Here is a 22591-nt window from a genome sequence, read left to right on the forward strand (position 1 = left end):
AGATCAGGTGCCTGATTTCACTTTGGTCCAGAGACGTGTCACCACCCGCTGGGTCTTTGCCGGATAAGGTGTGGTGATGTAGAGGTTCTGCATGGTCGCATCATCCGGATAGATCGCCGGATCACCGATCACGTCCTCTTCAAGAAACTCCTGCGAGGCCTTGTTGCCGTTGGCGTAGTACACATAGTTCGACGCCGCAGCCATGTTGTTGGCATCCAGGATAAAGTTCAGGAACTGGTGCGCGCCTTCGGGGTTTGGTGCGTCGACCGGAATAGCCATCTGGTCAAACCACATCAGCGAGCCTTCCGCAAAGGGATGGTATTCAATGTCCACGCCGTTATCCGCTTCCGCCGCACGGTCGCGTGCCTGCAAGATGTCGCCCGACCAGCCGACAGCAACGCAGATATCACCATTGGCGAGCGCATTGATGTATTCCGAACTATGGAATTTCTGAACATACGGGCGCACACTGGTCAGAATTTCTTCGGTTTTCCCAATTACATCCGTGTCGTGGCTGTCAGGGTCTTCGCCGATATACTGCAGCACCATCGGAATGATCTCAGACGGTGCGTCGAGGAAATGCACCCCACACGAGGCCAGCTTTTCCATGTTCTCGGGCTTGAGCACCAGATCCATGCTGTTAAGCGCAACATCGTCGCCCAGCACTTCTTTGACCTTGCCGACATTCAACCCGATACCTGTCGTGCCCCACATATAGTTGATCGAGTAGGCGTTGTTGGGGTCATACCCTGCGGTTCGTTCCTGGATCACATCCCATAGGTTGCCTGCATTCGACAGCTTGGCGGCATCCAGTTCCTGGAATGCGCCGGCCTGGATCTGGCGTTGTAGGAACGTGCCTGAAGGCACAACCACATCATAGCCTGACCCACCGGCCAGCATTTTTGTTTCCAGAACCTCGTTGCTGTCGAACACATCGTAGATCAGGGTTAGCCCTGTTTCTTCTTCGAATTTGCTCAGCAGATCTTCGTCGATGTAGTCGGACCAGTTATAGACGCGCACTTCTTCAGCAAACGCGGCCGAAGTCCCCAATGCGACGATCGCTGTCATCCCCAGCGTTTTCAGTTTCATATTTTTCTCCCTGCAACTGTGCGGCCATTTTGACCTTTTTTTGGATTTGATCAAGTTTTGCGTTTCATGGCGGTTTCACCTATGGTCGGAATAGGTGAAGATTCTGGCAAGACAGAAACACTTGGATTGGGGCAAACCTTTTGGATTTGATCAAAAATAAAGCAGATACACCTCCGGTAGATGAAGAAAAACGCCCAGCGCACGAACAGGTCTATCGGACACTGAAATCCCAGATTCTGTTTGGCGATCTCGTGCCCGGGCAGCCGGTCACGATCCAGGGCCTGACTGATTCGCTTGGTGTCGGCATGACTCCGGTGCGCGAGGCAATACGCCGTCTGATTTCCGACGGCGCGCTCATTTTTCAGGGCAATCGTCGCGTGAGCGTCCCGCTGCTTTCAGCCAACGACATCGAGCAGATGATTTTCGCAAGAATTTCAATAGAAACAGAGCTTTCCAGGCGATCCACAAAGAACATATCTATAACCGAGATCGACTATCTTGAGCAGCTGGATCAACGATTGGACAATATGATCGCGGATGGGGACGTAGGGGGTTACCTGCGTTTGAACCACGCCTTTCACCAATCTTTGTATTCCCATGCGGACGCTCCGATACTTGTTGATCTAGCCGAACGGCTATGGCTGCGATTCGGCCCTTCGTTGCGCATCGTTTGCGGTCGCTTCGGCACTCAAAGCCTGCCCGACAGACACAAAGACATTATTGCCGCGCTACGTGAGCGAGATGCAGAAAAGGCCGCGTTAGCAACAGCGCAGGACATTGAGCAGGGTATGGGAATGATGGGCGATGCTTTGCCAAGCACCTAGAAACCAGCGATTCGATTGACAGCATAAAATTTGATCATATTCTATCTGGCAACGACGCTTGCTGGAGAATCCGAGATGTCCACCATCACCAATCACATGCCCACTGCCGAATTGCAGGCGCTGGACGCAGCACACCATTTGCATCCTTTTTCGACCAATGAGGCGCTGGCAGACGAAGGTGTCAGGGTCATCACCCGTGCCAAGGGCGTCTATCTGACCGATAGCGAAGGTCATGAAATTCTGGATGGTATGGCCGGATTGTGGTGCGTAAATATCGGATATGGCCGCGACGAGCTGGCCGATGCAGCCGCACGTCAAATGCGCGAGCTGCCGTATTATAATACTTTCTTCAAGACGACCCATACGCCCGCCATTGCGCTGGCTGCAAAACTGGCTGAGCTTGCGCCAGGTGATCTGAACCATGTCTTCTTTGCCGGAAGCGGGTCCGAGGCCAACGACACCAACATCCGTCTAGTGCGCACCTATTGGGCCGAAAAAGGTCAGCCGGACAAGAACATCATCATCAGCCGCAAGAATGCCTATCACGGTTCTTCTGTTGGATCGGCGTCGTTGGGTGGCATGGCAGGAATGCATGCGCAGGGCGGCATTCCAATCCCGAATGTCCACCATATCAACCAGCCGAACTGGTGGGCGGAAGGCGGCGATATGAGCCCCGAGGAATTCGGCCTTGCCCGCGCGCGCGAGCTGGAAGAAGCCATTCAGGAACTGGGCGAAGATCGCGTCGCTGCCTTCATCGCCGAACCTGTGCAGGGCGCAGGCGGCGTGATCATCGCACCCGACACATATTGGCCCGAAATTCAGCGCATCTGTGACAAGTACGATATACTGCTGATCGCGGATGAGGTGATCTGCGGGTTTGGCCGAACCGGCAACTGGTTCGGCTCGCAAACCGTCGGGATCAAACCGCATATCATGACAATCGCCAAGGGCCTTAGCTCAGGCTATGCACCTATTGGCGGATCGATCGTCTGCGACGAAGTCGCCCGTGTCATCAGCGCCACCGAGTTCAACCATGGCTACACCTATTCCGGCCACCCGGTTGCCGCAGCAGTTGCGCTCGAAAATCTGCGCATCCTAGAAGAAGAAAACGTCGTCGATCACGTGCGCAACGTGGTCGCGCCCTATATGAAAAAGAAATGGGACGCATTGGTCGAGCATCCGCTGGTCGGAGAGGCAAAGATCGCAGGCTTGATGGGGTCCATCGCATTGACGCCTGAAAAGGCAAGCCGAGCCAAGTTCGCATCAGATCCCGGCACGATCGGATATATCTGCCGCGAACATTGCTTCAAAAACAATCTGATCATGCGTCATGTGGACGACCGCCTGGTCATCTCTCCGCCGTTGGTCATTACCCCGGCCGAAATCGACGAGATGTTCGTGCGCATTCAAAAATCGTTGGATGATGCGTTGGTTGAAATCAACGAAAAAGGTCTGATGAAGCCTGCGTCCTGATCATTAGATCATGGGCGACCCAATTGGGTCGCCCTGATTATCAGCGCATCCTTTCCAGCAGGCCGAGCGACGGGTATCCATCCGGGATCAACCCCTGAGCAACCTGAAACGCGCGCACCGCGTTAATCGTATTTGGCCCGGTGCGCCCATCGATCCCTTGTGTATCGAAGCCCGCCTGAGTCAGCCGACGCTGTAGTTCTTTCTTTTCAGTAAAGCTCAATACGCGATCGCCACGCGGCCAATCGGCCTCAAACGGAGAGCCTCCTGCAAGCCGGTCGGACAGATGCCCGATGCCGATCACATAGGCATCGGCGCCGTTGTAGGCCTCGATCACTTTGAAATTATTGAAGATCATCAGGGCGACACCCCGACCACCCGCCGGTAACAAGATTGCTGCTTGCCCGTGATCGGGCACTGCCTTGCCCGAGTAAGCAAGAACCCCTCGGGCCGCCCATTCCGACGGCATCAGAGTGAAATCTCGCCGCGCGTTGGCGTAGTCAAAGTCGGATGGTAGTTGCACTTCGACCCCCCAAGGTTGGCCTTTGGTCCATCCATGTTTTGCCAAATAAGAAGCGGCTGATGCTAAGGCATCAGTTGGATTATCCGACCAGATCTCGCGACGCCCATCTCCATCGAAATCAACCGCGAAATCAAGAAACGAGGTCGGCATGAACTGTGTATGCCCCATCGCCCCAGCCCAACTGCCTACCATATTCTCAGGGTCGACATCCCCTGCCTGCAGTATCTGCAACGCGGCGATCAGCTGTCCCTCAAAAAAGTTTGCTCGTCGAGCATCAAAGGCCAAAGTCGCCAGCGACCGAATGGTTTGCTTGCTTCCTCGGTAGGTGCCGAACGAAGTCTCAAGACCCCAGATCGCGGTCACGACCTCTTTTTCGACGCCGTACCGGGCTTCGATCCGTGTCAAAGTCTCTCGGTGCTTGTCTAGCCCAGCGCGACCGTTGGATATCCTCGTTTTTGAAACCGCTCCGCCCAGATATTCCCAAATCGGTTTGGAAAACTCCGCCTGATTGCGATCACGTTTGATGATGTCACTGTCATAGGTCACCCCAGCCAACGCCCGATCCAGCGTATTGACCGAGATGCCCTGCTCTTGCGCCCGCTTGCGAAATGCCCCCAGCCAAGCCTGAAATCGGGCATTCCCGTCTGCCGATACACGTTGCACCTCGACCTTAGGCCGCAGCACGGGCCGTACCGAGACCGTCACGTCCGCCGAGGCCAGTTGCACATTGTCGACCATAGGTCGGGCCAGAGGCCGTATCGAATTTTCTGTTGTATCCGCCTGCACGATGGATGCCCATAATGCGGCGGTCATAACGCCACCTACACACTTACGCATTCCGTTTTATCCTGATTACTGCTCAGGGTCGATGATAGCGCACAATCGGGATTTCTCAAAACGCAGAACGTCAGGTTTCCTGATCCTGTTCCTCACGTTCCGCGCGAATACGCGCAATGGCATCACGCAACAGCGATACGCGATTGGGTCGGAAGCTATCCTCGGTCACATCCATGCCCTGCATACGATCCAGCCGAAACACTCGGAAATCCTGTCGCAGGTGGCACCAACTCAGCAATACGCTGGCACGGTCCATATAGACGATGCTCAGCGGATTGACCCGACGACGGGTGTCTGCGCCTTTGGCATCGGTATAGGCAAACTCGATCACGCGTTCGTCCCACGCGGCTTGGCGCAGTTCGGCGACATCGATGGTTGGCACGGCCGGCCTGTCAAATCGCGTGGCGGTCAAAACGGCGTGGCTCAATCGGTGCGACTGGCGCTGCGGCAACCGGCCCTGCAGCTTGCGTAGGGCCGCGCTTGCGGCATCCGACAGCGCCGGGTCACCAATCAGCTGCACCTCGCGCAAGCCCAGAACCAACGCTTCAAGCTCATCATTGGTAAAACCCAGCGGCGGTAGGGTCGCATCCTCGATTAGGGTGAACCCGAACCCGGCCTCTCCGTCGATTATCGCCCCGAGACCACGCAATGCATCGATATCCCGGTGCACTGTGCGCGGCGAAACGCCTAAATCCTGCGCCAATTGAACCGACGTTCTGGGCGAGGGGCCAGATCGTAGGGCCTGCATCAACTGAAAAAGACGGGCGGTGCGGGACATAGTATAGTCTACTCTAAGCCTAATGTCAGAATCTGTCATCAGTCCGGCGTATCCATCAGGCGTCCCAACTATGGAGCTGATGATGCTGACCCTTCTCACCTTCCCCTCTGCCTTTGGCCTGTTCAGCGCCAGCCCATTCTGTGTGAAAACGGCCCTGATGCTTCAAAACGCGGGCCTGCGCTGGCAACGGTCCGATCTGCTGGATCCACGCAAGATGCCACACCAGAAGCTGCCGGTTCTGCGCACGCCTGAACGTCTGATTCCGGACAGCGACCTGATCCGCGACTGGCTTGAGGCTCAGGGGGCCGATTTCGATGCTGGCCTGACCGACCTGCAAAAAGCCCAGTCCCGCGCACTGGTCCGCATGGCCGAGGAACACCTTTACTTTCATGTCGTGCAGGACCGTTGGGCCAATGATGAGGTTTGGCCAATCCTGCGCGATACATTCTTTACCGTCATTCCCGCACTGATCCGCAAGCCGGTTTCGAATTCGATCCGGAAATCCGTTCTCAAGGGGCTCGCGTTTCAAGGTGTATCCCGCTTTTCGCCCGTCGAACGACAAGACCGGCTGGAGCGCGACTTTGAGGCGATCTCGGCCTATCTTTGGCAATCGCCTTATCTGATGGGAGAGAAACCTACCTCGGCGGACATGAGCGTCGGTCCAATGCTGGCGGCGATGCGCGCGACACCATCAGACACCCCCCTGACCCGGCGGATTAAACAAGATAAGCTGCTCAACAGATATATCGACCGAATGGAGCAGGCGATCCCGCTATCATGACAGCCTTTGAGGACAAAAAAGTCGCTGCAGCCTATGAGGCGCTTCCGGAAGAGACGCGCAATGGGGCACTAGCGCTGCGCGAGTTGATCTTCGAAACTACGGCCTCGCTGCCACGCGCTCAGCCTCTGGAAGAAGCGTTGCGGTGGGGCCAGCCCGCCTATCTGGCGCCCAAAGGCTCGACGATTCGTTTGGGCGGACACAAGGCGGCTTGCTTTGCGTTGTTCGTACACTGCCAAAGCCGACTGATGGGGGATTTTACCTCCGCCTTTCCTGGAGAGGATCGGATCGACGGCAATCGCGCGATTCTGTTCGACCGGCCCGATCAGATTGATCCTACGCGCCATGGCTGGCTGATTGCGCGCGCGCTTACTTATCACCTCTGACGGCGTTTGCGTTCGACCTTGCGCTTGATCTTGTCCTTCTTGCGCTTGGTGCTGGCGGCCTTGCGCCGCGTTCCGCGCTTGGCGGGGCCACGGCCGCGCGGCAGCGCCTGATCATCGATGGACAACAACTCCAATTCCAATCCGCCCGTCACCGGCGTCGCCTCGGTCAACCGCACCGTGACACGCTGGCCAATGGCGATGATCAGCCCGGTGTCCGAGCCCATCAGCGTCCCGGCCTCTCGGTCGAAATGGAAAAACTCTCGCCCCAGCGAACGCACTGGAACCAGACCGTCCGCTCCGGTCTCGTCCATCTTCACGAAGGCACCGAACCGGGCAATACCGCTGATCCGGCCAGAAAACTCATTGCCGACCCTCTCGCTGAGATAGGCCGCCAGATAGCGATCAGTCGTATCGCGCTCGGCCATCATCGAGCGGCGCTCGGTATCCGAGATATGGGTTGCCGTTTCTTCCAACCGTGCAATCTCATCCTCGGTCAAACCGTCCTTGCCCCAGCCATGGGCTGAGATCAGCGCGCGATGCACGATCAGATCAGCATAGCGCCGGATGGGAGAAGTGAAATGCGCATAGTTCCGCAGAGCCAGTCCAAAATGGCCGAAATTTTCGGGGTTGTAATAGGCCTGCGCCATCGACCGCAGGGTCGTCAGGTTGATCAGTTCCGCATCCTCGGTACCAGCAGCAGCGTTTAGCAGCGCGTTCAAATGTCGGGTCTGCAATACCTGTCCTTTGGCGAGATTTAGTCCCGCCGCCTGCGCCGTCTCTCTCAGGCTTTCCAGCTTTTCAGGCGCGGGCTCTTCGTGGACGCGGAACAGTAGCGGGCGGCGTTTGGCGATCAGGGTCTCGGCAGCGGCGACATTGGCGAGGATCATGAATTCCTCGATCAGCTTGTGCGCATCCAGCCGGTCACGGAACGCGACGCTGGTCACCTCTCCCGCATCGCTGAGTACGATTTTGCGCTCAGGCAGGTCCAGTTCCAGCGGCTGCCGCACGGAACGTGCCTTTTTCAGCGCAGCATAGGCGGCGTAAAGCGGATTCAGCACCGTATCCAACAGCGGCCCGGTGCGGTCGTTCGGGTTGCCGTCGATGGCCTCCTGCACCTCGGTATAATTCAGCGAGGCGGCAGAGCGCATCAGGCCGCGCACGAACCGGTGGCCGATCTTGTTGCCTTCGGCATCAATCTGCATCCGAACCGCGATACAAGCGCGCGGGACGCCTTCGTGCAGGGAGCATAGATCGCCGGACAGGCGATCCGGCAGCATCGGCACTACGCGGTCCGGGAAGTAACTGGAGTTGCCTCGCTTGCGTGCCTCGCGATCCAGAGCCGTACCGGGTTTCACATAGGCGGCGACGTCAGCTATGGCGACCCAGATCACATGGCCACCCGGGTTCTTGGGATCGTCATCAGCATGGGCATAGCAGGCGTCGTCGTGGTCCCGTGCATCCGCAGGATCGATGGTCAGCAAGGGCATATCCCGCAGGTCTTCACGCCCTTTCAGTCCAACGGGTTTGGCCTTGTCGGCTTCTTCGATCACCTTGTCCGGGAAATCGTCGGGAATACCGTGTTGGTGAATGGCAATCAACGAGACAGCCTTGGGCGCGGTCGGATCGCCGAGCCGTTCAACAATACGCGCACGCGGCAGACCCATGCGGTTCTTGGGTCCGGCCTGTTCGGCCTCAACCAACTCACCATCCTTGGCCCCCAGAACGGCCCCGTCCGCGACCAGCCATTCTGTCTGACCAGCCTTGTCGATGGGCACGATCCGCCCGCCTTCGGCCCCTTTGCGGAAAATGCCGACGATCTTGCGCGGGTTGGTGCCGATGCGGCGGATCAAGCGGGCTTCGTAATTGTGATCTTCCTCATGCACCACGGTCAGGCGGGCCAGAATGCGGTCACCCTCACCCAGCGCCGGATCGCTGGCACGCGTTACGAGCAGAACGATGGGCTCGACTCCCTCACCGTGCCATTCCAACGGGCGCGCAAACAGGTCGCCATCTACGTTCGGGGCCTTCACCTGCAACACGCTGACCGGCGGCAGACGATCCGGATCGCGATAGCTGCGGTTGCGTTTTTCCAGATGGCCGTCGGCCTCAAGCTCTTTCAGGATACGCTTCAGATCGATCCGATCCGCGCCTTTGATGCCAAAAGCCTTGGCGATATCACGTTTCGAGGTCAGGGTAGGGTTCGCCGAGATCCAGTCGAGGACCTCTTGCTTGGTCGGAATGCGTGTCATGAGTTTGGCCTAGCACGGGCATGCGACCGCGTCATGACCAAAAAGCGGTCTGTCGGGTCAGCCGTGCAGATCGGCCACGGTATCCACATCGCTCAGGTGATCCAGCAACGTTACTCGGCACCCGCGAACCGAATTCAGTGTGTCTTTCAACGCGTGTTCCGTTGACCAGCGCACATCGCGGAATAACCCCGAAGGCAACGCGCCATAACGCTGAGCACCAACCAACCAATAGCCGCCATCCGGGGATGGCCCGAACACCATCTCAGCCCGGCCCAACGCGCGAAAGGCCCGCGCAATGTGACCCCTTGTGATGCCCGGAATATCCGCACCGATCAGGCACACCGGACCATCGGGAGCACCGCGCAACATCCGCCCCATACGATCGCCCAGATCTCCGCGCCCCTGAGGCTTCCGGGGTAAATCAACAGGCCAGACCCGACTGTTCATTCCCTCCCTATCCGGAGAGACCGCCAGTACAATCTGCCAGCGCGGATCGCGCAAACGCAGGATCAGGGAACGCGTTTGGTGCCGAAACCACCAAGCAGCCCCAACCATGCCGATATCGCGCCCCAAACGGGTCTTGACCCGCCCTGGACGTGGCTCTTTCACCATGATGACCAGCGTTTTCTGCATGGATCAGGCGAAGTAATCCGTCAGAATACGGGTGTAGATCGCCTTGAGTTGATGAATTTGCGCCACTTCGACACATTCATCGACCTGATGCATGGTGCGCCCGACCAGACCAAACTCGACCACCGGGCAATGATCTTTGATGAAGCGGGCATCCGAGGTCCCGCCGGTGGTCGAAAGCTCGGGGCGGATATTTGTTTCTGCTTCGACAGCGCAAGCTACCAGATCAGACAATGTCCCCGGAGGGGTCAGAAAGCTTTCACCCGAAATCTTGACCCGGGTCTCGACATCGACGCCGAACGCCTCGGCAACGGCGGCTGCCTCGGATTGCAACCAATCGCTCAAACTGGCCCCGGAATGCAGCTCATTGAACCGGATATTCACTGTCCCTGAACATTGCGCCGGGATCACATTTGTCGCCGAATTACCGGTGTCGATCGTGACAACTGCCAAGGTCGAGGCGTCAAAGTGATCGGTCCCCTGATCCAGCTCGTGGCTGGCCAGCCGATCCATCAGTCGCGCCATCGCGGGCACCGGGTTCTTCGCCCGATGCGGATAGGCCGAATGCCCCTGCACTCCGCTCACAGTGAACCACGCAGTCATCGAACCGCGCCGGCCGATCTTCATCATTTCGCCCATCGTGTTCGGGCAAGTGGGTTCGCCCACCAGACAAACCGACATCCGCTCATCCGTTGCGGCCATATGATCCAGTAAAGCAACAGTGCCATCCAGTGCGTCGCCTTCTTCATCACCTGTGATCGTCAGGATCACCGCCCCATCCGGGGGCGTGTCACGTACAAAATCGATTGCAGCTGCCGCAAAGGCTGCCACGCCCGATTTCATATCCGTCGCGCCCCTGCCGTACATCACCCCGTCCCGGACCTCAGCGCCAAAGGGAGGCATGGTCCAGGCTGCTTCATCCCCTACCGGAACCACATCCGTATGACCATTAAAGCCAAAGCTGCGCGCGTGACCCTTCTGCCCCCACCGGGCGAAGACGTTGCAGATTCCACCACGATCTACGCGAGTGCAATAAAACCCGGCCTCCTCCAGCACCTGCTGCAGCAAGACCAATGCCCCGCCTTCATCAGGTGTGACTGATGGGCAACGGATCAGATTTGCTGTCAGCTCAACTGGATCGGTCATATTGGGCCTCTTGTCCTTAGGGGTGCCTGTGTTCGTGCACAGATTCAACGAATTGCCCGGATTGCCAACCCCGAATAGTCGAATTCCGAGACCGAATGCCCAAGCGGCTTGATTTTGCACCCCAACAAAACATGAGCGTTGACCCAGCGGCTGCCTTGCCGCGCTGCCCTTAAGTGAGTTAGAGGGCCGCGAAACAGGTGATTCCACATGAAGCGTGTCTTCTTCGCATTGATCTGCCTGACTTTCGCGACTCTTGCGCAGCAAAGCCAGGCCCAGTCTCTTACGGTTACAACGGTAACCCGTCCTCCGTTCTCATTTGTCGAGGACGGTGCCCAGACCGGTTTCTCGATGGATCTTCTGGCGGCACTGTCTGAATCACTCGGCTGGGAATACTCGGTCAACCGCGTCGAGACATTTGGAGAAATGTTGGGCGCGGTTCAGGATGGTTCTGCCGATCTGGCGATCGCTAATATATCGATCACCGCCTTGCGCGAAACCCGAATGGATTTCACGCAACCGATATTTGAGGCCGGATTACAGATCATGGTCCCGTCAGAGGCCGCTCGCCAGCCATCGCTGTTGCACGCTTTGCTGTCTCGGGAATTGTTCATCGCCATCGGGCTGGCCTTTGCGATCCTGCTTGGTGGCGGCATGCTGATGTGGAGTTTTGAGAAACGCGCGCAGCCCTACTTTGATCGCAAATTGAATGAGGCGTGGTTCCCGTCGTTCTGGTGGGCCCTCAACCTGGTGGTGAACGGTGGCTTCGAAGAGCGGATGCCGCGCACCCCGTTTGGCCGCCTGTTGGGTGTAGTACTGGTGGTGTCATCCCTATTCATCGTCTCCGTTTTCACGGCCCGGATCACCTCGGTGATGACGGTGGACGCAATCACCGGCAGCGTCAATTCGGTCAACGACCTTTACGGCAAACAGGTCGGGACGATTTCCGATTCAACCGCCGCCAGTTTCCTGAACCGGCGCGAGATCGACTATACCGGCTATGGCGATCTGCAGAACATGCTGAACGCGTTTGAGAATAAGGATTTGGATGCGGTCGTTTTCGACGCTCCGATACTGTCCTATTATGCCAGCCACGAAGGGCGCAGAATGGCGACAATGACCGGGGGCATCTTCCTGCGTGAAAACTATGGGATCGCATTTCCAACCGGATCACCATTGGTCGAAGACGTCAATCAGGCGCTGCTGTCCCTGCGCGAAGACGGCACCTATGACGAAATCTATCGCAAGTGGTTCGGGGTGAGAAACTAAGCAGTTTCCTCGTCGCCGAAGAATGGTGTCATCTGTGCCACGATAACCGCGTTTTCATCCAGCGCCCGTTGCATCAATGCCCGCTCATCCGGATCGATATCATGTCCTTGCGCCTCACGCTCGGCCAGGGTGCCATAGCCGGTGACATCCAGCGGTGCAGTATCGGCCTGCTTCAGGATCGCTACTGTCTCGCGCACGGCTTCGGCCTCGTCCACGCCGCTGGCAAAACACATCAACGCCGCCCCGGTCGCGCCTTCGGGCAGGCCGTCGCCATCTTTGCGACCGATCTGAACCAACAACGTATAGACTTGCTGGCGCGAAGGTTTTTTCTGCTTTTCCATAGTGCCCGCAATACGCTGGCCCGATGGCACGGTCAACTCAGTCGCAGGTGCTGTCGTGTAGGTGGTCCAACAGCATCTGCGCTGCCACGCGCTGCGTGTCGCGCCATTCCGCCCGGGGTCGCAATGGCATCACAGCATCCGTATTGAAATAAATTGCGGACATACCCGCTGCCACGGCTTGGACCCCTTGCATATTGGCAGCAGGCAGTTCGTTCATGATTTCAGCAGCGATCCTTGCCTCGAAGTCATAGACAAACCCAAGCAAGGGTTCTCGCAAATCCGCGTGTCTTTCTGAGGCTGCGACCAAAGCGGCAAAAACCGCAGCACTTTCCGAAGAATATGTGCCGCGTCCGAACAAAGCGTCCAGCATCGCTGCAACCCGACTAGCGCACGGCAGAGTGTCGAAGAGCGCCTCAACCTGATCCGCGAAGACTTTCAGGACGTGATCCAGCAGCTTGCGAACCATCTCATCCCGGTTGCCCAGATAGTGGCGCAGCAATGGCCGCCCGACGCCCGCCTCTTCTGATATGCGCGCCAGGGTCGAGCCATCCAGCCCGTACCGCGCGACACAACGCATAAATGCGTTCAGGATTTGCTCGGATCTGGCGTCTTTCATACTGGGACGGGGCATCAGAATCCGTTCGAAACTGGTGGAAAAACATCCGCCAGAACGTAGAGAACGCCCAAACCGATCCACAAAACCGTCAGCGACCAGAACAGTGCCGGATCTGTCGCACGGTTTATCGGTTCGATCAAGAAGGCCTGCCCCGAGCGCACCGCCAAGAGCCCCCAAAATATGAACAACAGACCCCAAAGGCCGTAATACCCGGCGAAGGTCGAGACAAGAAGCGCCGCCAGAATTAGCAGTGTCATCCACCTTTGATTCCTCAGGGTTTGAATAAAAGTCATCCTGCCTCCAAGCGGGTTCAGAAAAATCTTAAGGTGAAATCTGGACATTCGAAGGTTTATTGTCAATATTGATGATTATCATTTTTGACAATAAATGGACTCGACAATGCCGCCTGACGCACTTCCGGATCAACCCAAGCAACAACTGCCGCGTGAGGCATATGTCTCTGACAGTTGGTATGAGGCCGAACAGAAAACCCTGTTCAGCAAGTGCTGGAGTTTTGCCGGCGTGACTATGGATTTCACCGAACCCGGCGATTTTAGGACAATTCAGGCCGGGGCCTACGCTCTGATCGTCATACGGGACGCAAATGGCGACTTGCGCGCCTTCCACAACCAATGCCGCCATCGCGGAACCGAGTTGTTGGAAGGTTGCGGCAACGCAGGCAAAACCATTGTCTGCCCTTATCACAACTGGGTCTACAATCTGGATGGCGCTTTGCGCGGAGTACCAGCCCAGCGCGAGTGCTTTCCGGATCTGGACAAGAAGGAAACCGCGTTGTTCGGTGCCTCAGTCGGTGTCTTCCGCAACCTTGTTTTTGTTCACCCAGAACCGGATCAAAGCTTTGACGCGTGGCTTGGCGATCTGGCTCAAATACCTTGGCCTCATGATCTGGCATCAAGCGAGCTACAAGAAAACCCCGACGACGTGGTCTATGAGATCAACTGCAATTGGAAGGTCTTCTTTGAAAATGCAATCGACGGCTATCATCTGGCCTATCTGCACAAAGACACGTTGGGCGGGCCAACCCATGACAAGAATCTTTGGGAGGTTTTTGGCCACAACATGGTTTGGTGGTCGACCGAGCGCGAAGGAGTCAAACACCGTATCCCGCAGTTTGTTGAAAACTCGGCCAAAGGGTCCGGCCTGAAAACGGTACGGAATGCAGACACGCCGGGCTATGGCGGGGTCTACATGCTGTTTCCGACCACGATCCTGACGCCAAACCCCTGGGGGTTTTCGATATCGACCATGGAACCGGTCGACGCCAACACAACACTTCTGCGGGTCAGAAACTGGTCGCCTAAAGGCTGGTTCACCTATACGCATCGCGCGGCGGACATACCCGGATACGACCCGGAATCCGGTCGGATCAAATCCTCTCACTGGACCCAGCACCCACTGGAGACGGGGGATTTTCAGACCGAGGATGTCTGGGTGTGCGAAAAGATGCAGCGCGCCCTTCAATCGCCCCGATATCAAGTCGGCCCTCTGGCCAAAGGGGCCGGAGGTGAGGCGGCGATTGATTTCTTTCAGCAGACAGTGCTGGAGTTCATGCCAAAATAAGAAAGGCCGCAGAGCATGCACTCTGCGGCCTATTCAGACTGAAACGACGGGATCAATCGCGCAGTAGCTCATTGATCCCAGTTTTCGAACGGGTCTTTTCATCGACGCGTTTCACGATGACCGCGCAATACAGGCTTACATTGTTCTTGGACGGCATCGAACCCGCAACAACCACCGAATAGGGCGGAACCTCGCCATACATGACTTCACCGGTTTCGCGGTCCACGATCTTGGTGGATTTACCGATGAACACGCCCATGCCCAGAACCGAACCCTCGCGGACGATGCAGCCTTCGACCACTTCCGAACGCGCACCGATAAAGCAGTTGTCTTCGATAATGGTCGGACCGGCCTGCATCGGCTCCAGTACGCCTCCAATGCCTACGCCGCCCGACAAGTGCACGTTCTTGCCGATCTGCGCGCAGGAACCAACGGTGGCCCAGGTATCAACCATCGTGCCTTCATCGACATAAGCGCCAAGGTTCACGAACGAGGGCATCAGCACCACACCCGGTGCGACATAGGCCGACTTGCGGACCACACAGTTTGGCACGGCGCGGAACCCTGCCGCGCGCCACTGGTTCTCTCCCCAGCCGGCGAACTTGCTGTCAACCTTATCCCACCAGCCGCCGTCTTGCGGGCCTCCGGTCTGGATTTCCATGTCCTTGATGCGGAACCCCAGCAGAACTGCTTTTTTCGCCCACTGGTTCACGTGCCAATCACCACTGTCGAGCTTTTCAGCCACTCGCAGCGAACCGCTGTCCAGCGCGTTCAGCGTATCTTCGATTGCTTCTCGTTGCTCGCCAGTGGTCGCAGGGGTGATTGTGTCACGTACTTCCCAGGCGGCTTCGATGGCGGCTTCCAGTTGCGCATTGGACATGGGGCGTCTCCCTAGAGAATCTGTTCACGTTGATGTGGCCTATACGCAAGCGAGACCCATGGCGCAATGCGACGCGGATACCTCGGTTTGCGTCAATCATCGGTAAGTGCGCTGAGTGCGGCAAACATATCCCGGTCATTTTGGGTTCCGGCATTGGGTGCGGTCAGCAACACATCGCCGTAGAAAACCGAATTTGCGCCAGCCAGAAAGCACAAAGCCTGCTCGGCAGTTGAAAAATCCGACCGCCCTGCGGACATACGCACCCGTGTTTGCGGCATGGTGATCCGCGCGGTCGCAACCATGCGCACCAGATCAAAAATGCCCACCTTTTCTAGATGCGCCAGCGGCGTGCCTTTGATCGGGATCAGCGCGTTTATCGGTACGCTTTCGGGATGCGGGTCAAAATTCGCAAGGACCTGCAACAGCGAGGCACGATCCCGCAGGCTTTCACCCATACCGATAATGCCGCCGCAGCACAGATCAATGCCTTCGTCCCGGCAATAGCTGAGGGTCTCAAGACGATCCTGATAGGTACGAGTTCCAATAATCTCGCCATAGAATTCCGGCGAAGTATCCAGGTTATGATTGTACGCCGTAAGTCCCGCCTCCGCCAATCGTTTGGCCTGATGTGGCTTGAGCATGCCCAGGGTGACGCAAGCCTCCATGTCCAGATCGCGCACGCCCCGCACCATGTCCAGCACATTGTCGAATTCTTCGCCGTCGCGCACCTGACGCCATGCAGCACCCATGCAAAACCGTTCAGCCCCCGCATCGCGCGCCCGTTTGGCAAGCGAGATGACATGCGCAGGGTTCATGAGCTTTTCCTTGGTCAGCTCGACCTCGCGATGATGGGCGGATTGCGGGCAATAGGCGCAATCCTCGGGACAGCTTCCGGTTTTTATCGACAGCAGGCTGGCTTTTTGGATGTCGTTTGGATCGTGATACGTCCGGTGAATTACATTTGCGCGACCTACCAGATCCAACAGTGGGAGGCGCATCAGCGCCTCCACTTCATCCACGGTCCAATCGCTGCGGATATCTTGCCCGGTATCAAGCATCTGGCTGCGGCCCACGGATTTTCTGCATCAGACCCGTCGGCAGGCCAATCACGAGAACGGCTGCCAATGCAATCTTCACGAGATCACCCAGGATGAAAGGGCTGAAACCGTAAACCAGAACCTTGTCTGCAGGCACGAACTGAGCCAACCAACCCAGACCCAGCGCATAGATCACCGCTAGTCCAGCCAGCATCGCCGGAACCAGAAACAGTTTGCGCAGATTGTCCGCGGCCCATCCAACCATGACCGAGGCGACCACGAAACCCAGCAAATAACCTCCGGTTCCGCCCATCATATAGGCCAGCCCGATGCCTTTTTCGGGCGTTCCGGCAAACACGGGCAAACCCACTGCCCCGGCGACCATGTAGCCAATCACGGTTGCAGAACCGAGACGCAGCCCAAATGCCGCGGCGATAGCCATGACAGCGGCGACTTGAAGGGTCATGGGCACAGGCCAAAATGGCACTTGGACCTTGGCGCTGGCGGTCAAAAGAAGAATACCCATCGCGACACGAAGGATCTGACCCGCAGGGGTTATTGCTCCGGCGGCCGGAAGGGTGGATTGCAGAGTGGCTTTCATTGTCTTTCTCTTTTTTATAGATAATATTTCATCGATTCGAAGATGATCATCATTTTTATCTATTAAAAATCAAGTCAAATCTGTACGGGATGCACAGATTGTAGTTTCAAAGGCAGAAAGTATCAGCTTGCACGACGGATATGGCGCACAAGTATCGAGGTTGCGGCGGAAATGTCTTTGCTCTTCAGTGCCTGAATGATCGCAGCGTGATCCGTATCGACGCGCTGCACCCATTTGGGCCGCCAATGTGCAAACAGGTGCCTGGCACTGGCAATGTGCAGATCATCGACGGCATGCAAAAGACGGGGCAACCCGCAAGGTGTCAGGATGGCACGATGAAACACCCTGTTCCGCGCCTCCCACTGAGGCATGCTCTCTGCCTCATCACACGCCTTTCGTGCATCATCAGCGGCCTTCAGAGCAGATGGAGTCATGTTTTGCACGGAATGCTGCATTGCCAGTGTTTCCAGCGCGACACGCATTTCGATCACCTCACGCACTTCGGCAGGGTCCAACGCGGTGACGCGCATGCCCTTTCGCGGCTCGCTTTTGGCCAATCCATGCGCCTCAAGCCGCAGCAGTGCTTCGCGCACCGGAACATGGCTGGTCTCAAAGTCGCGCGCGATATGGTCCTGACGCAGCTTTTCACCGGCAGGAAGATCGCCGGTGATGATTTTCTGGCTCAGGGCATTATAGATTGTGTCGGCAATGGTCGCGGTCATGAATTATAGATAAAATCCATGAACAACATCTACAAGCCGTATTCTCAACCTGTTAGCGGATCTGGCGCGATGTTCCCGCCGCAAATCAGCACTGCGACACGCTCACCCGGCTCCGGCTGGTAAGCGCCCGAAATCAGTGCGGCAAGCGCAGCAGCCCCTGCCGGTTCAACCAGTATTCGATGCGTCTGCCACAGAGCATTCTGGGCTTGCGATATCGCATCGTCAGAAACCAGAACCGAACTCATGCCTTGGGCCAGCCGAAAGCAAATATCACCAATTCTCCGTGCGCCCAGTGCGTTCGCTGCGATGCCCGAAACGGAAACATCAACCGGTTCGCCCGTAGCCAACGCCGCATTCAGCGCGCAAGAGGTTTCCGGTTCGACCGCCACGACTTTGCGCGCACCCTGAAACCATGCCAAAGCTCCGGCAATCAGCCCACCGCCGCCCACGGCCACCAATACTGTGTCCGCCTGCAAGCCCTGCGCGTCCCATTCAGCAAAACATGTCCCCTGCCCTGCCACCGTCGCTGGCGCATCATAGGCATGGATTTGCATGGCGCCGGTGCTTTCCTCATGCGCCTGCGCCATGGTCAGTGCATTGGCGTATTCACCCGAAACAACACTCAGATCAGCCCCGATCCGCTTGATCAGCGCAATCTTGGAGGGACCTGCAAGTTCGGGCACAAAAATCTTCGCTGGATAGCCCAGTGATTGCGCGGCATAAGCCGCTGCCGCACCGTGGTTGCCACCGGAAGCCGCCACGACGCCTGCCGCAGGCACATCCATGCTGAGCAGGGTATTGAACGCCCCGCGCGCTTTGAAGCTGCCGGTGTGCTGCATATGTTCAAGCTTCATTTCAATCGGATAGCCCGGAATATGGCTTTCCATCACCGGTGTGACCTGCGCGTGTCCGGCAATGCGATCCCGCGCTGCCAATATTTCACTTTTCCAATCCATTCTTGTCTTTCCGTGACTGGCACTCTGCCCGCGAACCCTATAGCTGTTTTGGAAACACGCAAGCAGGGAACCCCGTTTATGAGAGAAGATCGCCTCAGCCCCTTTCGCGACGCACAGACCGACCGCTCGACCGCAAGCGAGGTACCAGATACCCCGCAGACGCGGTCTTCGGCCTATCGCCTTGCCTTCGCTGATGATGACTTCCTGTGCCGGGATGAGCTGCGCCCCGTACGACTGCAACTGGAGCTGCTGAAGCCCGAGATGATCATGACAGAGCGTGAGATCACCTCGACCATCGTCATGTTCGGTGGCGCGCGCATTCCGGAACCCGCTCAGAAACACACGGCGCGGACCGAGACCTTGGCCGGGCTGTCGAAATACTACGATGAAGCGCGTGAGTTTGCGCGGCTGATGACCGAGAAGTCAAATCAGACAGGCTGCCGCGAAAATGTGATCGTCACCGGTGGCGGCCCCGGCGTGATGGAGGCGGGTAACCGTGGTGCACAGGATGCGGGCGGGTGTTCGATCGGCCTGAACATCGTGCTTCCGCACGAGCAGGCTCCGAACCTATACGTGACGCCTGATCTCAGCTTCAATTTCCACTACTTCGCCATCCGCAAGATGCACTTCCTTATGCGCGCCCGCGCCATCACCATCTTCCCCGGTGGCTTCGGCACCATGGATGAGCTGTTCGAATCCCTGACCTTGATCCAGACCGGCCGCATGGATCGCGTCCCTTTCCTGCTGTTCGGGCGTGAGTTCTGGGAGAAGGTTATCAACTGGGAGGCTCTGGCTGATGCGGGCACCATCTCGGACGAGGATCTTGACCTGTTCCGCTTTGTCGACACTGCGCAAGAGGCAGTCGAGATCATCGAGAACTGGGAACCCGCGCCCCCACGCGATGAAATACCGGGGCGCTGAGCCATGCGCCCGAAGACCGGAGAAATGTTGCACCTGCGCGGGAATGCTCTGAACAAAGGCGAGCCTGTGGCCCTGCCGTTGACCCAAAGCAGCATGTACCATCTGCCCGGCGCGCCGGATGGGCATGCCAGCTATGGCCGGGTCGATAACCCGACCTGGGTGCATCTGGAACACGTTCTGTCGCATCTCGAAGATGCACCCTGCCTCAGCTTTCCTTCGGGTATGGGTGCGATTTCGGCGGCCTTGTTTGCGACGGTCCAAGCCGGGTCGCGGCTGCTGATCCCGTCCGACGGGTATTATGTGACGCGCCTTTTGGCTGATCGGTTCCTGTCAAATCTGGGCGTCTCGGTTATCGAACGCCCAACCACCGACTTTGCCGAAGGTGGCTTTGATGAATTCGATGCGGTGTTTCTGGAAAGCCCCTCGAACCCCGGTTTGGACATGCTTGATCTGCCAGTAATCGCCGAGGCCGTGCGCGAGGCCGGCGGCATCACCATCGCCGACAACACAACGATGACCCCATTGGGCCTGCGCCCACTGGACCTTGGCATCGATGTGGTTGTGAGTTCAGACACCAAAGCGATGGGTGGGCATTCGGACCTGTTGATGGGTCATTTAGCCAGCCGCAATCCGCAAATCATGGAGCGAGTTGAGGAATGGCGCCGCGTCTCCGGTGCGATCCCGGGGCCACATGAAGCGTGGTTGCTACATCGGGGTTTGGAGACTCTGGATGTGCGGTTTGATCGGATGTGTAGCTCAGCACAAATACTGGCTGAACGGCTGGCGGCGCACCCGGCCGTGAAACAGATCCGCTATCCCGGACTGACCGATGATCCGGCGCACACATTGGCGACGGCTCAAACCACGCGCTTCGGGTTTCTGCTAAGCATCACGCTTGAGACCGAAACCAAAGCCGAACAGTTCATCAACAGCTGCCCACTGCTGCGTCCGGCTACATCCTTCGGCGGCGTCCACAGTTCGGCCGAGCGGCGCGCCCGTTGGGGGGATGCTGTCGATCCTGCTTTCATCCGCCTGTCCGTGGGGTGCGAACCGGTGGACGAGTTGTGGCAGGCCATCGAGGCCAGTTTAGACGCGATATGACTATTTCTTAGGGTCGCGCAGTTCGGGAAACACGTAGATCGGCAGCACAATACTGCCGATCAGAGCGCCCAACCATACCAGCAAGGTTGCGGCCAACAGATTTGAGATACCGCCAATGGTCAGACCGGATGTGATCAGATCGGTGACCAGAAGGCCAACAAAGGTCACGATCAAGGCAATTCCGCCCTTCAGCGCCGGTGCCTTCTTTTCCCCCAGCTTCAGGATCAGCGGTTCGGCTATCACCTGGACCAGGGTGAACACGACTACCACCACGATGAAGGAAATCGGTCGGATCGCAAACTCTGACAGCAGCAAACTGGCCAACAACAGCCCGATGGCGTTCCCAGCCAGCAATGCCAGCACCGATTTGAGCCTGCGCGTCATGGGGTGATCTCCGTCAATGATCAATCTGAAACATCTTAATATTAGCAGAGCTTGACAGATTTACGAGACAATTTAGCCGCCTCTTCTTTTTGACCTGTTGAAATCAATTGATAAAATACCTTCATCAAGGCCAAACCCCACATCGACGAGAGGCAAGATGAGCGACGACCCCTATTCCGTACTTGGCGTCGCCAAAGACGCCAGCGATGCCGAGATCAAGAAAGCCTATCGGAAGATCGCCAAAGAATGCCACCCGGACCTCAAGCCGGGCGATGCCGAGGCAGAGGCCAAGTTCAAAGCCGCTGCTGCTGCTTATGACCTGCTGAAAGACCCCGAGACGCGCAAACGCTACGACAATGGCGAAATTGATGCGTCGGGTCAGGAACGTCCGCAGCAGCAGTATTATCGCGAATATGCCGAGGCTGCTGGCAACCCTTATCGCGGTCACGCGGCTGAACAGGACGATATGTCCGACATCTTTGCCGAATTCATGCGCGGGCGGGGTGGATATGGACAGCGCACGCAGGAGTTCCATGCACCGGGCCACAACCTGAACTACTCGCTGCAGATCAGCTTTCTTGACGCCGTTTTCGGAGCCAGCCAGAAATTGACCCTGCCAGATGGGAACCGGATTGAAGTGAAGATACCTGCGGGTATCACGACCGGGCAAACCATCCGCCTGCGTGGCAAAGGGGCCCCGGGGTACGGCGATGGGCCTCCCGGCGATGCGCTTGTGACGATCTCGGTTGCGGATCACCCGGTGTTCGACCGTCAGGGCGATGACATCCACATGACGCTGCCCATCACCATTGATGAGGCCGTTCTGGGTGGCAAGGTTCCCGCCCCCACCATCGACGGTGGCGTCAATGTCAGTGTCCCAGCGGGGACCAGCAGCGGCAAAACCCTGCGCCTGCGTGGCAAAGGGGTCAAGAAACGCGGCTCGTCCGAGCGGGGCGATCAGTTCATTGAACTGACCGTCGCAATGCCAGACAAGGTAGACGATGAATTGAAGCACTTCATGGAGTCATGGCGCGAAACCCACGGCTATGATCCGCGCAAAGGAATGCCGTCATGAGCCGCACATTGACCGAAGCCGAACTGATCGACGCCATCGCCCGCCTGACTTCGGATCGCCTGACCGAATATCTGGCCGCTGAGATCGTGATCCCCGAGCAATCGGAGCAAGGGCTGCGATATCAGCGTATCGACGTTGCTCGTCTGGAACTGGCATGCGAACTGCATGACCAGTACGACATGGAAGCCGATGCACTGTCGATGATGATCTCTCTGATCGACCAGATGCATGGGCTGCGCGCCGAACTGCGCGAGGTTTTGAACGCGGTCGAGGCGCAACCGGAACCGGTTCGCCAACAACTGATCGAAGTGATCGGAACAGCGCGATTCCGTCGCAGTTAACGGGGTTTTGGGAGCCGGGAATTTGGCGTAGAAGGCGCCCTTGATCCTTAGCCCGGTAT

25 protein-coding genes are annotated in these 22591 nt (G+C 57.5%); 10 read left to right on the forward strand and 15 right to left on the reverse strand.

Going from position 1 to position 22591, the window contains the following annotated elements; all coding sequences use genetic code 11:
* Positions 1 to 3: 3 nt before the first annotated feature.
* Positions 4 to 1089 (reverse strand): polyamine ABC transporter substrate-binding protein, encoded by a 1086-nt coding sequence (locus ACR0JG_RS05370; protein WP_170508945.1) that lies wholly within the window; start codon positions 1087 to 1089, stop codon positions 4 to 6.
* Between the two features lie 140 nt (positions 1090 to 1229).
* Between ACR0JG_RS05370 and ACR0JG_RS05375 the strand changes: the two genes are divergently transcribed.
* The gene (locus ACR0JG_RS05375) at positions 1230 to 1913 is read left to right on the forward strand and encodes a GntR family transcriptional regulator (RefSeq protein WP_170406782.1); all 684 of its coding nucleotides are present in this window, start codon (positions 1230 to 1232) and stop codon (positions 1911 to 1913) included.
* Between the two features lie 75 nt (positions 1914 to 1988).
* Positions 1989 to 3386 carry an aspartate aminotransferase family protein gene (locus tag ACR0JG_RS05380; RefSeq protein ID WP_480567952.1) on the forward strand — a complete coding sequence of 466 codons (1398 nt, stop codon included), beginning with the start codon at positions 1989 to 1991 and terminating at the stop codon, positions 3384 to 3386.
* 40 nt (positions 3387 to 3426) lie between these two features.
* Here the strand turns inward: ACR0JG_RS05380 and ACR0JG_RS05385 are convergent, their stop codons facing one another.
* Together ACR0JG_RS05385 and ACR0JG_RS05390 are read right to left on the reverse strand one after the other, a co-directional pair.
* Entirely contained in the window at positions 3427 to 4743 is a 1317-nt protein-coding gene (locus ACR0JG_RS05385) for a lytic murein transglycosylase (RefSeq protein ID WP_480567954.1), read from the reverse strand.
* Between the two features lie 70 nt (positions 4744 to 4813).
* Positions 4814 to 5521 carry a helix-turn-helix transcriptional regulator gene (locus ACR0JG_RS05390; RefSeq protein ID WP_170425977.1) on the reverse strand — a complete coding sequence of 236 codons (708 nt, stop codon included), beginning with the start codon at positions 5519 to 5521 and terminating at the stop codon, positions 4814 to 4816.
* 82 nt (positions 5522 to 5603) lie between these two features.
* Between ACR0JG_RS05390 and ACR0JG_RS05395 the strand changes: the two genes are divergently transcribed.
* Positions 5604 to 6302 carry a glutathione S-transferase family protein gene (locus ACR0JG_RS05395; protein ID WP_480567956.1) on the forward strand — a complete coding sequence of 233 codons (699 nt, stop codon included), beginning with the start codon at positions 5604 to 5606 and terminating at the stop codon, positions 6300 to 6302.
* Positions 6299 to 6685, forward strand: a complete 387-nt coding sequence (locus ACR0JG_RS05400) for a DUF1801 domain-containing protein (RefSeq protein WP_480567958.1) — start codon at positions 6299 to 6301, stop codon at positions 6683 to 6685. Before ACR0JG_RS05395 ends, ACR0JG_RS05400 begins: the two co-directional genes overlap by 4 nt.
* Here the strand turns inward: ACR0JG_RS05400 and rnr are convergent.
* From rnr to dapE, 3 genes are read right to left on the reverse strand one after another with little or no spacing between them, the layout of a single operon-like run.
* Positions 6676 to 8934, reverse strand: a complete 2259-nt coding sequence (gene rnr / locus ACR0JG_RS05405; protein ID WP_170465552.1) for a ribonuclease R — start codon at positions 8932 to 8934, stop codon at positions 6676 to 6678. The two genes, ACR0JG_RS05400 and rnr, sit on opposite strands and share 10 nt — an antisense overlap.
* A 57-nt stretch (positions 8935 to 8991) precedes the next feature.
* Entirely contained in the window at positions 8992 to 9567 is a 576-nt protein-coding gene (locus ACR0JG_RS05410; protein WP_480567960.1) for a TIGR04282 family arsenosugar biosynthesis glycosyltransferase, read from the reverse strand.
* Between the two features lie 3 nt (positions 9568 to 9570).
* Positions 9571 to 10710, reverse strand: a complete 1140-nt coding sequence (dapE, locus tag ACR0JG_RS05415; protein WP_480567962.1) for a succinyl-diaminopimelate desuccinylase — start codon at positions 10708 to 10710, stop codon at positions 9571 to 9573.
* Positions 10711 to 10917: 207 nt separating this feature from the next.
* On the opposite strand from dapE, the gene ACR0JG_RS05420 reads away from it, so the two are divergent.
* On the forward strand, positions 10918 to 11976 hold the full coding sequence (locus ACR0JG_RS05420) for a transporter substrate-binding domain-containing protein (protein ID WP_480567964.1): 1059 nt from the start codon (positions 10918 to 10920) through the stop codon (positions 11974 to 11976).
* Here ACR0JG_RS05420 and ACR0JG_RS05425 read toward each other — a convergent pair.
* From ACR0JG_RS05425 to ACR0JG_RS05435, 3 genes are read right to left on the reverse strand one after another with little or no spacing between them, the layout of a single operon-like run.
* Positions 11973 to 12317: a hypothetical protein gene (locus ACR0JG_RS05425; protein ID WP_170399025.1), complete on the reverse strand. Its 345-nt coding sequence runs from the start codon at positions 12315 to 12317 to the stop codon at positions 11973 to 11975. The genes ACR0JG_RS05420 and ACR0JG_RS05425 overlap by 4 nt on opposite strands.
* A gap of 37 nt (positions 12318 to 12354) precedes the next feature.
* Complete coding sequence (locus ACR0JG_RS05430; protein ID WP_480567966.1) at positions 12355 to 12948, reverse strand: TetR/AcrR family transcriptional regulator; 594 nt, start codon at positions 12946 to 12948, stop codon at positions 12355 to 12357.
* Complete coding sequence (locus ACR0JG_RS05435) at positions 12948 to 13190, reverse strand: hypothetical protein (protein WP_480567968.1); 243 nt, start codon at positions 13188 to 13190, stop codon at positions 12948 to 12950. Before ACR0JG_RS05435 ends, ACR0JG_RS05430 begins: the two co-directional genes overlap by 1 nt.
* A 130-nt stretch (positions 13191 to 13320) precedes the next feature.
* Here ACR0JG_RS05435 and ACR0JG_RS05440 point away from each other — a divergent pair, with 130 nt between their 5' ends.
* Positions 13321 to 14514 carry an aromatic ring-hydroxylating oxygenase subunit alpha gene (locus ACR0JG_RS05440; RefSeq protein WP_480567970.1) on the forward strand — a complete coding sequence of 398 codons (1194 nt, stop codon included), beginning with the start codon at positions 13321 to 13323 and terminating at the stop codon, positions 14512 to 14514.
* Between the two features lie 52 nt (positions 14515 to 14566).
* Here ACR0JG_RS05440 and dapD read toward each other — a convergent pair whose 3' ends face one another.
* The 5 genes from dapD to ACR0JG_RS05465 form a co-directional block, all read right to left on the reverse strand.
* On the reverse strand, positions 14567 to 15394 hold the full coding sequence (dapD, locus tag ACR0JG_RS05445; RefSeq protein ID WP_480567972.1) for a 2,3,4,5-tetrahydropyridine-2,6-dicarboxylate N-succinyltransferase: 828 nt from the start codon (positions 15392 to 15394) through the stop codon (positions 14567 to 14569).
* A gap of 92 nt (positions 15395 to 15486) precedes the next feature.
* Complete coding sequence (gene bioB / locus ACR0JG_RS05450; protein ID WP_170407866.1) at positions 15487 to 16452, reverse strand: biotin synthase BioB; 966 nt, start codon at positions 16450 to 16452, stop codon at positions 15487 to 15489.
* Positions 16445 to 17032, reverse strand: coding sequence for a biotin transporter BioY (locus ACR0JG_RS05455; RefSeq protein ID WP_170663290.1), 588 nt, complete (start codon positions 17030 to 17032; stop codon positions 16445 to 16447). The genes bioB and ACR0JG_RS05455 overlap by 8 nt, the downstream gene beginning before the upstream one ends.
* Positions 17033 to 17154: 122 nt before the next feature.
* On the reverse strand, positions 17155 to 17754 hold the full coding sequence (locus ACR0JG_RS05460) for a GntR family transcriptional regulator (RefSeq protein WP_480567974.1): 600 nt from the start codon (positions 17752 to 17754) through the stop codon (positions 17155 to 17157).
* A gap of 44 nt (positions 17755 to 17798) precedes the next feature.
* The gene (locus ACR0JG_RS05465) at positions 17799 to 18710 is read right to left on the reverse strand and encodes a threonine/serine dehydratase (RefSeq protein WP_170514917.1); all 912 of its coding nucleotides are present in this window, start codon (positions 18708 to 18710) and stop codon (positions 17799 to 17801) included.
* Between the two features lie 78 nt (positions 18711 to 18788).
* Here ACR0JG_RS05465 and ACR0JG_RS05470 point away from each other — a divergent pair, with 78 nt between their 5' ends.
* On the forward strand, positions 18789 to 19631 hold the full coding sequence (locus ACR0JG_RS05470) for an LOG family protein (protein WP_170399048.1): 843 nt from the start codon (positions 18789 to 18791) through the stop codon (positions 19629 to 19631).
* A 3-nt stretch (positions 19632 to 19634) separates the two neighbouring features.
* Positions 19635 to 20732 (forward strand): cystathionine gamma-lyase, encoded by a 1098-nt coding sequence (locus tag ACR0JG_RS05475; protein ID WP_480567976.1) that lies wholly within the window; start codon positions 19635 to 19637, stop codon positions 20730 to 20732.
* On the opposite strand, the gene ACR0JG_RS05480 is transcribed toward ACR0JG_RS05475, so the two are convergent.
* Positions 20733 to 21116: a hypothetical protein gene (locus tag ACR0JG_RS05480; RefSeq protein WP_170399056.1), complete on the reverse strand. Its 384-nt coding sequence runs from the start codon at positions 21114 to 21116 to the stop codon at positions 20733 to 20735.
* Between the two features lie 157 nt (positions 21117 to 21273).
* Between ACR0JG_RS05480 and ACR0JG_RS05485 the strand changes: the two genes are divergently transcribed.
* Together ACR0JG_RS05485 and ACR0JG_RS05490 are read left to right on the forward strand one after the other, a co-directional pair.
* The gene (locus ACR0JG_RS05485) at positions 21274 to 22191 is read left to right on the forward strand and encodes a DnaJ C-terminal domain-containing protein (RefSeq protein ID WP_480567978.1); all 918 of its coding nucleotides are present in this window, start codon (positions 21274 to 21276) and stop codon (positions 22189 to 22191) included.
* On the forward strand, positions 22188 to 22532 hold the full coding sequence (locus ACR0JG_RS05490) for a hypothetical protein (RefSeq protein ID WP_170406831.1): 345 nt from the start codon (positions 22188 to 22190) through the stop codon (positions 22530 to 22532). Before ACR0JG_RS05485 ends, ACR0JG_RS05490 begins: the two co-directional genes overlap by 4 nt.
* Positions 22533 to 22591: the final 59 nt, after the last annotated feature.

The sequence above is a fragment of the Ruegeria sp. AD5 genome, from assembly GCF_056542345.1.